Annotated in this window: 10 protein-coding genes; 3 read left to right on the top strand and 7 right to left on the bottom strand. The window is 66.3% G+C overall.

The genetic code is table 11. From position 1 onward, the window contains the following. Nucleotides 1-3: 3 nt before the first annotated feature. From OLX02_RS14700 to OLX02_RS14675, 6 genes are all read right to left on the bottom strand, one after another. The gene (locus OLX02_RS14700; protein ID WP_264424059.1) at nucleotides 4-1,266 is read right to left on the bottom strand and encodes an OmpP1/FadL family transporter; all 1,263 of its coding nucleotides are present in this window, start codon (nucleotides 1,264-1,266) and stop codon (nucleotides 4-6) included. A gap of 388 nt (nucleotides 1,267-1,654) precedes the next feature. Then, entirely contained in the window at nucleotides 1,655-3,307 is a 1,653-nt protein-coding gene (locus OLX02_RS14695) for an FAD-binding protein (protein WP_264424058.1), read from the bottom strand. 142 nt (nucleotides 3,308-3,449) lie between these two features. Continuing rightward, the gene (gene ligD / locus OLX02_RS14690) at nucleotides 3,450-5,984 is read right to left on the bottom strand and encodes a DNA ligase D (RefSeq protein ID WP_264424056.1); all 2,535 of its coding nucleotides are present in this window, start codon (nucleotides 5,982-5,984) and stop codon (nucleotides 3,450-3,452) included. A gap of 3 nt (nucleotides 5,985-5,987) precedes the next feature. Beyond that, nucleotides 5,988-6,866, bottom strand: coding sequence for a Ku protein (locus OLX02_RS14685; RefSeq protein WP_264424054.1), 879 nt, complete (start codon nucleotides 6,864-6,866; stop codon nucleotides 5,988-5,990). 119 nt (nucleotides 6,867-6,985) lie between these two features. Then, on the bottom strand, nucleotides 6,986-7,909 hold the full coding sequence (locus tag OLX02_RS14680; protein ID WP_264424053.1) for a hypothetical protein: 924 nt from the start codon (nucleotides 7,907-7,909) through the stop codon (nucleotides 6,986-6,988). A gap of 99 nt (nucleotides 7,910-8,008) precedes the next feature. Beyond that, on the bottom strand, nucleotides 8,009-9,217 hold the full coding sequence (locus OLX02_RS14675; RefSeq protein ID WP_264424051.1) for a S8 family serine peptidase: 1,209 nt from the start codon (nucleotides 9,215-9,217) through the stop codon (nucleotides 8,009-8,011). 95 nt (nucleotides 9,218-9,312) lie between these two features. On the opposite strand from OLX02_RS14675, the gene OLX02_RS14670 reads away from it, so the two are divergent. The 3 genes from OLX02_RS14670 to OLX02_RS14660 all read left to right on the top strand — a co-directional run bounded on the left by OLX02_RS14670 (nucleotide 9,313) and on the right by OLX02_RS14660 (nucleotide 11,754). Further along, nucleotides 9,313-9,801, top strand: a complete 489-nt coding sequence (locus OLX02_RS14670; protein WP_264424354.1) for an RNA polymerase sigma factor — start codon at nucleotides 9,313-9,315, stop codon at nucleotides 9,799-9,801. Next, a complete protein-coding gene (locus OLX02_RS14665; protein ID WP_264424049.1) occupies nucleotides 9,798-10,457 on the top strand; it encodes an anti-sigma factor family protein in 660 nt (219 codons plus the stop codon). The genes OLX02_RS14670 and OLX02_RS14665 overlap by 4 nt, the downstream gene beginning before the upstream one ends. A 181-nt stretch (nucleotides 10,458-10,638) precedes the next feature. Then, complete coding sequence (locus tag OLX02_RS14660) at nucleotides 10,639-11,754, top strand: LLM class flavin-dependent oxidoreductase (protein WP_264424047.1); 1,116 nt, start codon at nucleotides 10,639-10,641, stop codon at nucleotides 11,752-11,754. Nucleotides 11,755-11,849: 95 nt separating this feature from the next. Here OLX02_RS14660 and OLX02_RS14655 read toward each other — a convergent pair whose 3' ends face one another. Next, nucleotides 11,850-13,886, bottom strand: a complete 2,037-nt coding sequence (locus OLX02_RS14655; RefSeq protein WP_264424045.1) for a response regulator — start codon at nucleotides 13,884-13,886, stop codon at nucleotides 11,850-11,852. Between the last annotated feature and the right edge of the window lie 2 nt (nucleotides 13,887-13,888).

Below are 13,888 nucleotides of genomic sequence, written 5' to 3'. Positions count from 1 at the left end.
GCCTCAGAGCCGGAAGCCGAACGACAGGCCAAACGATGTCTCGCCCAACCGGACATCCGCTTCGCCGCCGCCGTAAGGGGCCGGAATCGAACCGCTGCCCTTCACCGTCTGCGAGGGCGCGTGCATCACGAAGCCCGTCACTTCCGGTCCGGACGAAGGGGTCCACGTCGCGCCCAGCGTATAGTGATCGCGCACCACGCCGGGGGCGAGAATGTTGAGCAGCGTTTCCGATGAAGGCACCGGATTGCCCGACCGGCCATAGCCGGTGCGCAGCGTGATCCGCTCGCTCGCCTTGTAGGTCAGCCCCACCTTGTAGACCGAGATGTTGCGCCAGCCGAACCCCGGCCCATCCTTCGCGCCGAACGGCGTGCCGGTGAACAGCACGGAGAGCGGATTGCCGACCGAGGCGACGCCCGCATACTCGATGCGCTTGAAATCGGCGGCGATGGTCAGCCGGTCGACCGGACGGACGGCAACGCCGAAACCCCACGACGCGGGAACGTCGAAGCTTCCCTTGTCGGAAAACAGGCCCGCATACTTGTCGAACCGGCCGCTCGAAATCTTGGACTGGTAGAACGCACCGGCGCTGAAAGCCTTGCCGAAGCGGCCCAGCCAGCCGATCCGGACACCGGCGCCAGCGGCCCAGTCGGTCCCGCGATTGGTGAAGTGCGCCGGATCGGCCGACGCTGCGGCGAACGGCTGGATGCCGATGGCGCGGAAGCCCTGCACCATGATGACCGGCGAAACGCCCACAGACTGCCCTTCGGCCAGGCGCACGGCCAGCGTCGGCGAAATGAAGATCTGCTTCAGGTCAACGCCCGCCGCGCCGGTCGCGCCGAACGAGGCGAAGGGATTGTGCTTGTAGACGGTGTTCATGCCGCCATTGCCGCTGATCGCGATGCCGAGCGCGACCTTGTCAGAAAGCGGGCGGACATAGCCGAATTCCGGCAGGACGAAGGGGTTCGCGCCGTTGCCGCTGAACTTGCCGTTCAACCCGGCGCCATTGCCGCTGATCGCCGCGCCGCGATCCGGAATGAAAATCTCCACGCCGACGTCAAGCCGCGCGCCGATTTCGGTCGCCGCAGCAGGATTGGCGACGATGCCCAGGCTGTCCTGCGCGTCCGCGATCGAGGCGCCGCCGGCGCCCTTGGCCTTTGCGCCAACGCCATTGAGGAAATAGCCGTCGGTCGCATGGGCGGGAACCGCCAGGACGGCGAGCGAGCTGATGCCTGCCGCGAGAAGCGACGTGCGGATCTTGGCGTACATGGTATTCTTACCCCTTGATGAAATCGCTGGCGTGATCGCATCCTGAGTAGGGGTAGCGTGCCGGTGCGGCGGTTTCGCCGCCGGAAAACGCTATGCATACAATAGCTAATATATGACAAGAGCCGGCACGCATCCCTCGGAGAAAGAATCTCTGATCCGTGCACAAGCACAGATTGCCCACCTTGGGCACGAGTGGAGAAACGGCCGCCGCAACGGGCGATAAGTCAGCGCGCATGAAGGCCGCACTGCACAATGCCCGGCACTCGGTGCAAAGCACGAAAGGATTGTTGGCCATCCCGCGCCCGGTCGGCACGGCCCAGCCTCAGCAGCGCGGGAGCGTCATGCCGGCAAGCCGCTTGGGGGTGCCGACATGACGCATGGACCTGTCTTAGTGGTTGGGGATGTGCGTTCCGAGGTGACGTCCGGCGATGTAGCCGAAGGTCAGGCCCGGCCCGAGCGTCCCGCCGGCACCGCCGTAGACGTCGCCCAGCACCGCCGACATGGCGTTGCCCGCAGCGTAGAGGCCGGGGATCGGGTTGCCGCTCCAATCGACCACCTGCGCGTCGGCGTTGGTCTTCGGACCGCCAGCCGTGCCCAGTGCTCCCGCTTCCATCTTGACCGCATAGTAAGGGCCCTGATCGATCACGCCGAGCGTGCGGTACGGCGGCTCGAAGTCGGTATCGCCCCACATGTAGAAATTGTCGTAGGTGTTGTCGCCGCGGTTGAAATCGTCGTCATGGCCGTTGCGGACCATGCCGTTGAACCGCTCCACGGTGGCCTTCAGGCCCGCAGCGTCGATCCCGGCCTTCTCGGCCAGTTCTTCCAGCGTGTCCGCCTGCATCATGTAGGACGGCGCGGGTGCCCCCGGCGGCGAGTTGAACGTGTGGTACTTGTTCTTGTAGCGCTGGTCGATGATCAGCCAGTAGGGCAGGTTCGAATAGGTGTGCGTGCCCGCGTCGAAAGCGTGCAGCGACTTGCCCACGGCGTTGTAGTTCGCCGCTTCGTTGACGAAGCGCTTGCCGGCGCTGTTGACGAGGATGGCGCCCGGGCGGGCGCGCTCGTCCGAACCGAGCAGGTAGTTGGGCTTGGCGCTGCGGTGCTGCGGCTTCATTTCCAGCACGCTCTGCATCCAGAAGGCGTTCTGCATGTTGCCCAGCTGGGCGCCGGCGTCGATCGCCATCAGCAGGCCGTCGCCCTCGTTCTCGGGAACGCTGACCGGCCCGGTCAGCGGGCCGCGGATGAAGGCCTTGACCAGCGTTTCGTTCCACTCGAAGCCGCCGGTGGCGATGACCACGCCGCGGCGGGCGCGCACGCGGAAATCGCGGCCATTGGCGTCTTCGGCGATCACGCCGATCACGCGGTCGCCGTCCTTGACCAGCTTGCGCGCGCGCTTCTCGAACTCGACCGGGATGTTGCGATCCAGCACGGCCTTGAACAGCGAGCCGGCCAGCGCCTGACCCAGGCCCCGGTAATCGCCCGCTTCGCGCTGCGCGAGCGTGGCTTCATCCAGCGTGCCCTGAATGGCTTCCATCAGGCTGCCGCGCAGCGGATAGGCCATCTTGCTGGGGTTCACGCGGCCAGCCCACTTGCCGAGCGTCTCGAACGAGAACGCCTCGTTATCGAGCGAACGCCCGCCATCGGGCTTGGCGCCCGGCGCATAGGGCTGATAATCGGGAAAATCGGAGAAGGCACGCAGGCGCACGGGCGTCTTGTCCGCCAGATAGCGGAGCATTTCGGGCCCGTTCTGCATGAACGCCCACAGCGTTTCGGGATCGAGCGCGCCGGGAGCGAGCGAGTCGAGATAGGTGACGACCTCCTCGTCGGAATCCTCGAAGCCGGCCTCATGCTGGTGATGGTTGTTGGGGATCCACAGCATGCCGCCGGACATGGCGGTCGTCCCGCCGACCATCCCGGTCTTCTCCAGGATGACCACTTCCCTGGCGCCGAAATCGTGCGCGGAAATCGCGGCCGTCATGGCGGCCCCGCCCGAACCGAGGACGACAACGTCAGCTTCCAGGTCCCACTTGACGTCTTCAGTCATCGTCCATCTCCCAAGTCACACAGCCCTGCAGGAGCATCTGGCGATCACCACCGCCCCTTATTTGCATGGTTGGCGCTCTTGTAGTTTCCAACCGCGCCAGGCTGTCACTCTACAATGTCCTAGGGTGGCCCAAGCGGGCGAACTAGAGATCGGGCAGGCGCTGGCTCGCGAAACCCCATCCTGCCAACGCCTTGCTGCGTGCGCGCCGCTGCAGCGCATCGATTTCCCGGATCGAGAACGGGTGCGCGCTGTCGAAATGGTCCAGTTCGCCCCAGCCGATCGGCACCGCCACCGGCGCCCCGGAGCGCGCGCGGGCCGAGTAAGGAACCACCGCAGTCGCACCGCGCTGGTTGCGCAGATAATCGATGAAAATTCGGCCAGTGCGCTTCGCCTTGCTCATGGTGGCGACGAAACGATCCGGCTCCGCCATTGCCAGCGCTCCAGCGAAGCGCTGGGCGAAGTCCTTGTGCGCCTCCCAGGAATGGCCGGGGATGAGCGGCACCACCAGATGCACGCCCTTGCCTCCCGACAGCATGGCGAAGCTGGCCAGCCCGATGTCGGCCAGGCGGTCGTGCAAGTGCCGCGCCGCGCCGCGCACCTCGTCCCAGCCGAGCCCTTCGTCGGGATCGAGATCGAAAACCATCCGGTCCGGCGCTTCGACATCGCCCACCCTGCTGCCCCAGGCGTGAAACTCGATAGTGCCCATCTGCACGCAGGCGAGCAGCCCGGCAGCATCCTCGACATAGAGATAGTCCTCGGCGTGCCCGTCCTTCTCGGTGATGGGAACGTGATGGACGTGTTCCCCGAATGTGCCGCTGTCGTGCTTCTGGAAGAAGCATTTCTTCGCGCGCCCCTGCGGACAGCGCACGAGGCTGATGGGCCGGCCGCCGACGAACGGCAGCATCAGCGGGGCCATCGCCGCGTACCAGTCGGCCAGCATTCCCTTGGTCTCGCCGCTTTCGGGAAAGATCACCCGGTCGCGGTTGCTGATGGGCACGTCGGAACCATCCATGTCGGCCTCAGGTGCGGTTAGGTGTCGTTCAGGTACTACGTCCCCGGCCGGCTTGTCTGCCCGCAATCCCACGAAGCTGGCGTGGCGAACCGAGCCTTCCGCCGTGAATTCGGCAAAGGCGACTTCGGCCACCAATTCCGGCCGCAACCACGTCACGCCGCGCCGATCCTCGCGCGGCACCTCGGCGGCGGGCTGGTCCTCGGCAAGCGATGCCATCGCGCGCGCCAGTTCGTCCATCGTGCCGGAGCCAAAACCGGTTCCGACATTACCTTTGTAGACCAGCATCTTGCCTTCGTTTTGCGCCAGTAGGAGTGAGGAGAATGCCCGCCCCCGCGCGTTCGACTTCTTCCAGCCGATCACGACGAATTCCTGCCGCAGCACGCACTTCACCTTGAGCCAGGCCTTGCTCCTCCGGTGCAGGTACGGCGCATCGACGCGCTTCGAGATGATCCCCTCCTGCCCGGCAGAACACATTGCCTTATAAAGCTTTTCCCCCGCACCGATGACATGGTCGGCAACGTGGACCGGCGGGGCCGCTCCTGCCAGCAAGGCCTGCAACCGCTCCTTGCGCTCGATGTTGGAAAGCGCGGTCATGTCCTCACCGGCCAGATCGAGCAGGTCAAAGGCATGGAACGACAATGCCGTCGCTTCATCCTGCGCGCCATGACCGCGCTTCAACACTTTCTGAAGGCTGGAGAAATCCGGATTTCCCTCGTTGTCGGCAGCGACGATTTCACCATCGATCAGCGCCGGCGGCAGGTCGAGCGCAGCGATCGCGCGCACCAGCGGCGCGAACTTGTCCGTCCAGTCCAGACCGTTGCGCGTATAGACGCGCACCTCGCCTCCATCCGCGGCGACGAGTGCGCGATAGCCGTCGAACTTGATCTCGTGCATCCAGCCATTGCCTGCGGGCACCACGTCGACCAGCGTTGCCAGCTGCGGTACCCGAAACAGGGGCAAGCCCTTGGATCCCTTTGCTTTCTTCGGCTTCGGCATCAGCCGTGCGTTGCGCGTTGCGGCGGCGTCCATCTCGGCCGCGAAAGCCTTGCCGCGCTTGCCTTTCAGCGAATGCGCGCCGTCTGCATCGCCCGCGATCTCGGCCATCGTTCGTCCGGTCAGAACCGAAGTCAGCCCGCGTTCGACCAGCGCATCGCCCTGTTCCGCGTAAGGGTCATCCACCTTGCGCAGCAGCCAGTTCTCGCGCTTCTCGCCGGCACGTGGCTTGAGCCGGAAGATGATCCACTCGCCCTTCATCCGTTCGCCATCGAGCGTGAAGTGAAGGTGCCCCTTTTCCAGATCCTTCGCGGACTTGCCCGCGATCGGTGCCCACGTGCCCCGATCCCACAACATCACCGTGCCGCCGCCGTATTCGCCCTTGGGGATCGTTCCTTCGAAATCCGCGTAGGCGAGCGGATGGTCCTCGGTCCTCACTGCCAGCCGCTTGTCCTCCGGGTCGGAACTGGGACCGCGTGTCACCGCCCACGACTTGAGCACGCCGTCCACTTCGAGGCGGAAGTCCCAGTGCAGCCGCGTCGCGTCGTGCTTCTGCACGATGAAGCGGTTGCCCTGCTCGCTCGCCGCGCGCTGCCCTGCCGGCTCCGCTGTTTTCGCGAAGTCGCGCCGGCTGTTGTAGGCGGCGAGCGGATCGGCGGGCTTCCCGGCCACCGGTCAGGCTCGCTTGCGCCGCGAGGATGCCCTGGCCGGCGCCTTGGCCGGGGCCTTGCGGCTTGGGGGCGCCTTGTCCGAACCGCCGCGGTCGTCGGCGCTGCCAAGGGACTTCTTGAGCGCGGCCATCAGGTCGATCACATTGCCGCCCCGGGGCGCGGGGTCGGACACGTCTTCGAGGACCTTGCCGCCCCTCGCCTTGACCTTTTTCTCGACCAGGCGATGCAAGGCATCGACATAGCGGTCGTGGAATTCTTCCGGCTTGAAGGGCGCGGTCTTCTTGTCGATCAGCGTGGTGGCCAGATCCAGCAGGTCTTCGGCCGGCGGGTCGTCGGCGATCTTGTCGAAGAAGCCGCGAGCCTTGTGCACCTCATCGGCATAGCGCAGCACTTCCAGCACGATGCCGCGCCCGCAAGGCTTGAGGCTGACAAGCTGTTCGCGCCCGCGCACTGAAAGCTGCCCCAACGCCACCTTGCGCGCGGATCGCAGCGCCTCGCGCAGCACGACATAGGCCTCTTCAGCGAGATCGTCCGCAGGCACCACGTAGTAGGGCTTTTCGTACCAGAGGGGCTCTATCTCCTGCGCTTCGACGAACTGCACCAGTTCCAGCGTCTTGCGGCTCTCGATCTTTACCGCCTCGATCTCGTCATCGCCGAGCAGGACGTAGTTGCCGCGTGACACTTCGTAGCCCTTGACGATCTCGTCTCGGTCCACCGGGCCGATCCCCGCGACGACTTTCTCGTACGCGATCGGCTTGCCGCTGGGTTCATGGATCTGGCGAAACGAAATCGCGGCGCCAGAGCGGGTCGCGGGGTAGACCTCGACCGGAATGGACACCAGCGCCAGCCGGATCTGCCCTTGCCAATATGCCCTTGCCGCCATCGTCGCCTCGCATTGCCGGTACAGCAACATGATGCCCGGCGCGCCAAGCGGTTCCCGCGGCAGGCATTTGAACGCCGCATCACGGACCCGACCGGCCCTCAGGCCGGTCGGGCGTGCCGTCAGCGCTTGGTCGCCGCGCCGGCCCGGTCATTGGCCTTCGCCGACGATGCGGAAGCGGCCTGCTGGCCGGCAGCGCGCTTGATCTCGGTCGCACCCATGGCCGACACCAGCGCGTTGCCACCGGCCGTGAAATTGGCCGCCGGAAGCGTTGCGGTCTGGCCCTGCACGCGGACGACAAGCGCCTGAACGTCACCATGCGCATCAGCGATCACCTGGCGCACCGAACCAAGCTTGCCGCGCGCATCTGGTGCAAGCACGCTCATGCCCTTGGTCACCGAGAACGCGCCACTGGCCGACGAAGCAGCGCTGCCGCCGAGCGCGAGCGCGCCGCCGCCCGTGCCGGCTTGCGATGCTCGGCCAACGCCGCTGAAGCCGCCTGCCGCCGTCCCCGCTGCGCCAGCGGCCCCGCTGGCCGTCCCGGCGAGCGAACCGGCTGCACTGTGCGCGCCGCTCATGGCGGCCTGCGAAGCCGTCGTCGCCATCCCGCGCGCCGATCCGGCAACCGAACGGACCGCGTCGGTTCCGATCAGTTGGGCATCGGCGCTACCCGATCCGCCACCGGAGGCCTGGCCGGCGGCACTGCCGCCCGCCGCGCTGCCGAGCGCGCCGGCGTTGTTCACGGCATTGCCCGTGACGGCGCCCGCAAGCGATCCATCGGCACCGCCGTCCGCGTGGACCCTGCCGCTCTTGCGATCGACCGACTTGTGCGCGCTGGCCGAGCCTGAACCGCGCAGGGTACCCGAGGCCGATCCGTTGACCGTGTCCATGGTCGATCCGACCGCCCCCCCGCCGAGCGTTCCGCCCAGCGTGCCTCCCACCGCGCCGGAAAGGCCACCGCCCAATCCGCCACCACCCAGAAGCTGGGCATGAGCCGAGGTGGTCACGAGAAGGATCGCTGCCGAAGCTGCAAGCATGGTACGCATCGCATATTCCTTTCGTCGATATACCGGGCGCTCAGCGCGCCCCTCGAGGAAGGAAACGGATGGGTCATTTCGCTTAATCCATTGTCATCGCAATTTTTTTCAAAGGCCCCGGCGGCAGGTTCCACAGAGCAGGCCCCGGCCATAGCTCTCGTCGGGGCCCTTGCGTCCCAGATCGACCGCCTCGCGGTCAAGCGCTTGCCGGACATTGCCGCCAGCCGCCGCCGCGCGCGCCGCCACCAGGGGTGCGGCAAAGGAGGTGCCCCGCACCGTCACCCGGCGGCCGCGTGCATCCGCCGCCTGCACATCCCCACCGGGCGCCGCATAGTCGAGATGCAGCGCACGACCCGCTTCGATAAGCGGGCGGTTGCGGCCATCCACGCCGGTCACCGCCAGAACGCCGGGAAACGATGCTGGATAAGCCGGCGGCGCGGCGGGACCATCGTTGCCGACGGGGGCGACAACCGTCGCACCGCGTCGCTGCGCGGCGGCCACGGCCCGGGCCAGAAGCGGGTTGGCCGGGCCGACAAGGCTGATCGTGATGACGGGAACGCCCTTGCCCACCAGCCAGTCGAACGCCCGCGCGATGGCCAGCGCGTTGCCGCCGGCCGGATCGGCTCCATAGACATCCGCCAGCAGGATCCGCCTTACCCCGGCGCCGTGCAGCAGCGACACCACCGCGCTGCCGTGGTTTCCCGCCAGCGGCGCACCGGTGGCGAACCCGCGCTGCTCGTCCACTTGCCCCGCCGCGCCGCCATCGATCACGCCGACCCGGCCGGCGATGGATGGGGCCGGTGCAGATGCCTTGGCCGGGGGAACCATCGCGGCACGCCCGCCCCCTGGAAACAGCAGATTGTCGGCCGTCACGCTTGCGCCGGGCAATGCCTTGCGCAGCCGTTCCTGCGCCCGGGCCAGGGTGAGTCCCGCCGGCGTTTCCACCTGCGCAAGCGCCAACCCGATATCCGCCAGCCGTTCCCGTCCCGCCACCCGGAACCCGGTCCCCTCCAGCGATTGCTCGAGGTCCTGCGGCGGATCGATCACGAGCAGGACGCCCCGGCGCGCCGGCTGGCCTTCCTCGTCCGTCTCAACCGCGCGGCGCTGTTGCCGAACCAGCCGGGCCAGCCGATCCACGCGTCGCCGGGCCAGTTCCTCGGCCATCTGCGGCAACCGGGCCAGATCATCGAGCACGGGTGCGCCGATACGGCCGGCCACGCCGGTCACCGTTCCGAGCACCTCGCCCGCCGCCGGCGTCAGCACTTGCGCGCCAAGCGGCGCGCCCATCAGGGCAAGGACGGCTGCTGTCGTGATCAAGTGTTTGTGCATACAGGATTGTTTCCATAAACCGCATTGCCAATGGATGAAACGGACGAGCCCGTTCGTTACATCCCGCAGAAAGGCCCATCCTCCTGCCCGATCCGTTCGCCTCCGCCCTGATTGACCTGTTGCCGCGCCTCCGGCGCTTCGCGGCGGGCCTGTCTCGCGATCGGACGGAAGCCGACGACTTGTGCCAGGCAACGCTCGAACGTGCGTTGCGCAGCCAGTCGAAATGGCAGGAAGGCACGCGGCTCGACAGCTGGATCTATCGTATGATGCGCAATATCTGGATCGACGAAGTCCGCGCCCGCACCCGGCGGGGCCAGACTTTCATGACCGAGGAACTCGGCAGCGCCGTGGGCGCGGATGGCGGACAGGAAGCCGGCGCCATGCTCGGCGATGTCGATAGGGCGCTGGCCACACTTCCGGACGAGCAGCGCGAGGCCGTGGTCCTCGTGATGGTCGAAGGGTATTCCTATCGCGAAGCCGCCGCCATCGTGGGCTGTCCCGTTGGCACGCTCAACTCACGCCTTGTGCGGGGGCGCGACGCCCTTCTCGCAAGAATGGGAGAAGCCGCATGATCCCCACCCCCGAGCAGATCGCGGCATTTGCCGATAACGAGCTTGAAGGCGAGGAACGCGCGCAAGTGGCCGCCGCCGTGGCCGGTTCTCCGCAGTTCCAGGCGCAGGTCTCGGCGCACCGGCGGCTGCGCGAACGCCTGGCCGGGCATTTCGGCGGGGTGATTGACGAGCCATTGCCAGCAGCCCTCACGCGCCAGCTTGCCGGCACGAACGATGTCATCGACCTGGCTGCGGCGCGGCGGCGGCGGACGGCACGTTGGGCCTGGGCAGCCGTCCCTGCGCTGGCGGCATCGGTTGCGCTGGTGGTGATGCTGCGCCCTGCCCTGCAAGATGATCCGCTGACCGCGATGCTGGACCATCAGCTGGTGGCGGAACAGGGCGCGGGGCCATCGCGCATCCTGCTGAGCTTCCGCGCCGGGGATGGACGGTTCTGCCGCGCCTATGCCCTGGCAGGCTCCACCCGAATCGCGTGCCGCGACCGGGAAGGCTGGAAGATCGAGGGCACCGGCAAGGCGGCTCAAGACCATGGAGACTATCGCCAGGCCGGCAGCGCTGCCGAGGTGATGCAGCAGGCCCAGCAAATGGCTGCCGGCCCCGCCCTGACCGCGACCGAAGAAGAGCGCGCGCGCGCGACCGGGTGGTTGCCCGATCGTTGACGGGATCGGCCGTCCGGCACGACGCGCACTGCGCACAGTGCCGAAACTTCATTGATCCAGATCAATAAAACCCCCAGATTTCCGGTTGGAATTTGTCATCCGGCCCCCGGCAATACTCGTTATTCGAACCGATGGCCGGCTGCGATGCTGACGTTGTCATTGCAGCATCAGGAGACAGGTCATGCCAGTCGAGTTCGTCGGCTTTCTTCATTACAATGAATCGTCGGAAAGCCTCGCGCCGACCGGGCCGGTCGTGCAGCCAGACTTCATCAAGTCGTTTGCCCGCGCCCAGGAAGAGGGCGATTTCGACAAGGCGCTGATCGCCTACAGCAGTTCGGCAGGCGACGGCTTCCTCGTCGCGCAATACGCCGCCGCCTTCACCGAACGGCTGGGATTGCTCGTGGCGCATCGCCCCGGCTTCGTCTCTCCAACGGTCGCTGCGCGCAAATTCGCCACGCTGGATCATCTGTCGGGTGGCCGTGCTTCGGTGAACATCATCTCGGGCGGCAACGACGCCGAACAGCAGCGCGACGGCGACTACCTGAGCCACGACGAACGCTACGAGCGCACCGGCGAGTTCATCGACATTCTCAAGAAGACCTGGACGAGCGAGGCGCCCTTCAGCCACGCGGGCAAATACTACCGCGTCGAGGACAACGTTTCGAGCGTGCGACCGCTTCAGAAGCCGCACATCCCGGTGTTCTTCAGCGGCTCGTCCGATGCCGCCGTCGAAGTGGGCGCGCGCACGGCCGATACCTATATGCTCTGGGCGGAATCGCTGGCCGGGACGCGCGAACAGCTCGACCGCATCCGCGCCGCAGAAGCGCGGCACGAGCGCGATCAGCCGCTACGCTTCAGCCTGTCGGTGCGCCCGATCATCGCGCCGACCGAGGCCGAAGCATGGGCCCGCGCCGAAGAGATCCTGGGCAAGGCGAAGACGTTGCAGGCCAAGGGAGCGCAGATCTTCGGCCGCCGCGAAAAGCCGGGCCAGCCGCAGAACGTGGGATCGATCCGCCTTCTTGAAACCGCCGCGCAAGGCAAGGTCGTCGACAAGCGCCTGTGGACCGAGATCGCCTCGCTCACCGGAGCGGGCGGCAATTCCACCGCTCTTGTCGGCACCCCCGAACAGGTCGCCGAAAGCCTGCTCGACTACTACGACCTCGGCATCGAGACGATCCTGATCCGCGGCTTCAACCCGCTTCAGGACGCCAGGGATTATGGACGGGAACTGATCCCGCTGGTTCGCGGCGAAGTTGCCCGCCGGGATGCGGCACGCCTCCGCTCGGCCGTGGCCTGACAGCGGCGCAAGGGCGGGCGAAATCGCCTGCCCTTGCGTTTCCATTCACCGCAGCGGCCGAGCGGGGTGGGAGGACCACCGCCTGCCCGGCGGCTCTAATTCAAGCAGAGACTGCTCATCAGCAGATTATGATCCAGCGGCTTGTGCAGGAGCGGCACTTCGGGCGGCAAGACAATCTTGACCTGCTCGTCTGCATATCCCGTCATCAACAGGCATCTGGGAGCGTTGGGCATAGCGACGACCCTGTCGATCAATTCCGCCCCATTGATTCCCGGCATGGCATAGTCGGTAAGCAGGATATCGAAGTGATCCGGCGTTGCCGCCAGTGCCTCAAGCGCGGCCTTGCCGTCCACCGCGCTGGCAACCTCCATGCCCCATTCGCGCAGCTGTTCGACCAAGACGGTTCTGACCGCCTCATCATCGTCCACCACAAGGATCGATTTCCGGCAATCTTCGGCCGTCGCGGGTGCAAGGATTTCGGGTGCTTTCCCGGCCGCCTGCTCATGGGTGGCAGGCAGGTAGAACGTGATCCGCGTCCCGGCGCCTTCGCGGCTTTGCACTTCGAGCTTGCCGCCTGACTGGTGGACGAAGCCCATCACCATCGACAGGCCAAGGCCGGTCCCCTTGCCCGCCTCTTTCGTGGTAAAGAAAGGCTCGGTGATCTTGCTGATGATCGCTTCGGGAATGCCCGTGCCTTCGTCGGCAACGCAGACAGAAAGGTAAGGCCCGGCCGCCAGGCCCGCGCGATCCACTTCATCTTCTTCCGCCCTACGGATGTTGACGGTGATGGTGCCGCCACGAGGCATGGCGTCGCGCGCGTTGAGAATGAGATTGACCAGCCCCAACTCCAGTTGCGACCGGTCGACGAAGAAATTCGCCCCTCCTGCCTCGCACTGCCATTGAACGGTGATCGTCCCGCCAATGGTGTGCTCGACCAGGCCAGCCACCGAAGCACAAAGGCCATCCGGCTCGATCGCTACGGGCTGAAGGTCCTGCTTGCGGGCGAATGCCATCATGCGCCGCACCAGTTCGACCCCCTTTTCGGCCGCATGACGCATCCGGTCGATGACCAGCTGGTCCCGCTCACCGAGGGAGGCACGCTTTTGCAGCAGATGGAGACCGCCCAGAACCGCGGCAAGAAGGTTGTTGAAGTCGTGCGCGACACCGCCGGTCAGTCGACCGATCGCCTCGACCTTGCCCGCTTGAAGCAGCTTCGCTTCCAGCTGCTTGCGCTCGGTCACGTCGATCAGGGTGCCCGCCCAGCGTGCTTCTTCCCCATCATCGGAAATACGCACGCATTGCTCGATGAAATGGCGGACGCCACGTCCCTCGGCCACCCACCGATATTCGAGCGACATCGCCCCGCCCTCGCCCGGGTTCGACCCCGGCTCCGCCCCGGAAACGGTCGGGACGTCCTCCGGGTGAATCCGATCCTCCCAGCGCAGGTCACCGGCCTCGATCGCGGCAGCATCTGCCCCCGCGATCCGGGACAGGTCTCCTCCCACGAAGGTGCGCTGGAGCCGGCCGTCGTCATCGACCGTTGCCTCGTAGAGCGCCAGCGGCAGGGCTTCGAGCATGGATGCCTGGCGAAGGCGGCTCTTCTCCAGCTCGCGCTCCATTTGCAGCTTTTCGAGTTCGGCCCGGAAGGTCTGCTCGCGCAGCAGGCGCTCGTCGCGTCCCTTCGCCTCGACCTGCGCACGCATGTTGTAGAGATCGACGAAAACCCCGACCTTGGACTTGAGCACCACGGGATCGACAGGCTTGAACACATAGTCCACCGCGCCCATCGCGTATCCGCGCATGAGATGCTCGGTCTCCTTGTTGACGGCGGAAAGAAAGATGATCGGGATGTGCGCGGTCTGCCTGCGATCCCGAATGAGCGACGCCACTTCATAGCCATCCATGCCCGGCATGAACACATCGAGCAGGATGACCGCGAATTCGCCCTGCAGCAGATGGCGCAAGGCTCCGCGGCCCGACGTGGTGGTCACGACATCGCCGAGGTCCGCGAGCACCTGCGACAGGGCCAGCAGATTACGCTCATCGTCGTCCACCACCAGGATCCGCGCCGGAGCAAGCGGAACGTCGGGAAGGTCGCTCGTCACGAGCGAGGGACTGGATACCAGCATCATGT

It is taken from the genome of Novosphingobium sp. KCTC 2891 (assembly GCF_025938155.1).
Taxonomy (GTDB): Bacteria; Pseudomonadota; Alphaproteobacteria; order Sphingomonadales; family Sphingomonadaceae; genus Novosphingobium.
This window is presented reverse-complemented; position numbering and strand designations above follow the sequence as displayed.

Bases quoted from the DNA above. Each gene is read 5' to 3' on its own strand.
- OLX02_RS14700 (WP_264424059.1), bottom strand. From the start codon at position 1,266: ATGTACGCCAAGATCCGCACGTCGCTTCTCGCGGCAGGCATCAGCTCG.
- OLX02_RS14695 (WP_264424058.1), bottom strand. From the start codon at position 3,307: ATGACTGAAGACGTCAAGTGGGACCTGGAAGCTGACGTTGTCGTCCTC.
- OLX02_RS14655 (WP_264424045.1), bottom strand. From the start codon at position 13,886: ATGATGCTGGTATCCAGTCCCTCGCTCGTGACGAGCGACCTTCCCGAC.
- OLX02_RS14660 (WP_264424047.1), top strand. From the start codon at position 10,639: ATGCCAGTCGAGTTCGTCGGCTTTCTTCATTACAATGAATCGTCGGAA.
- OLX02_RS14680 (WP_264424053.1), bottom strand. From the start codon at position 7,909: ATGCGTACCATGCTTGCAGCTTCGGCAGCGATCCTTCTCGTGACCACC.
- OLX02_RS14665 (WP_264424049.1), top strand. From the start codon at position 9,798: ATGATCCCCACCCCCGAGCAGATCGCGGCATTTGCCGATAACGAGCTT.
- OLX02_RS14685 (WP_264424054.1), bottom strand. From the start codon at position 6,866: ATGGCGGCAAGGGCATATTGGCAAGGGCAGATCCGGCTGGCGCTGGTG.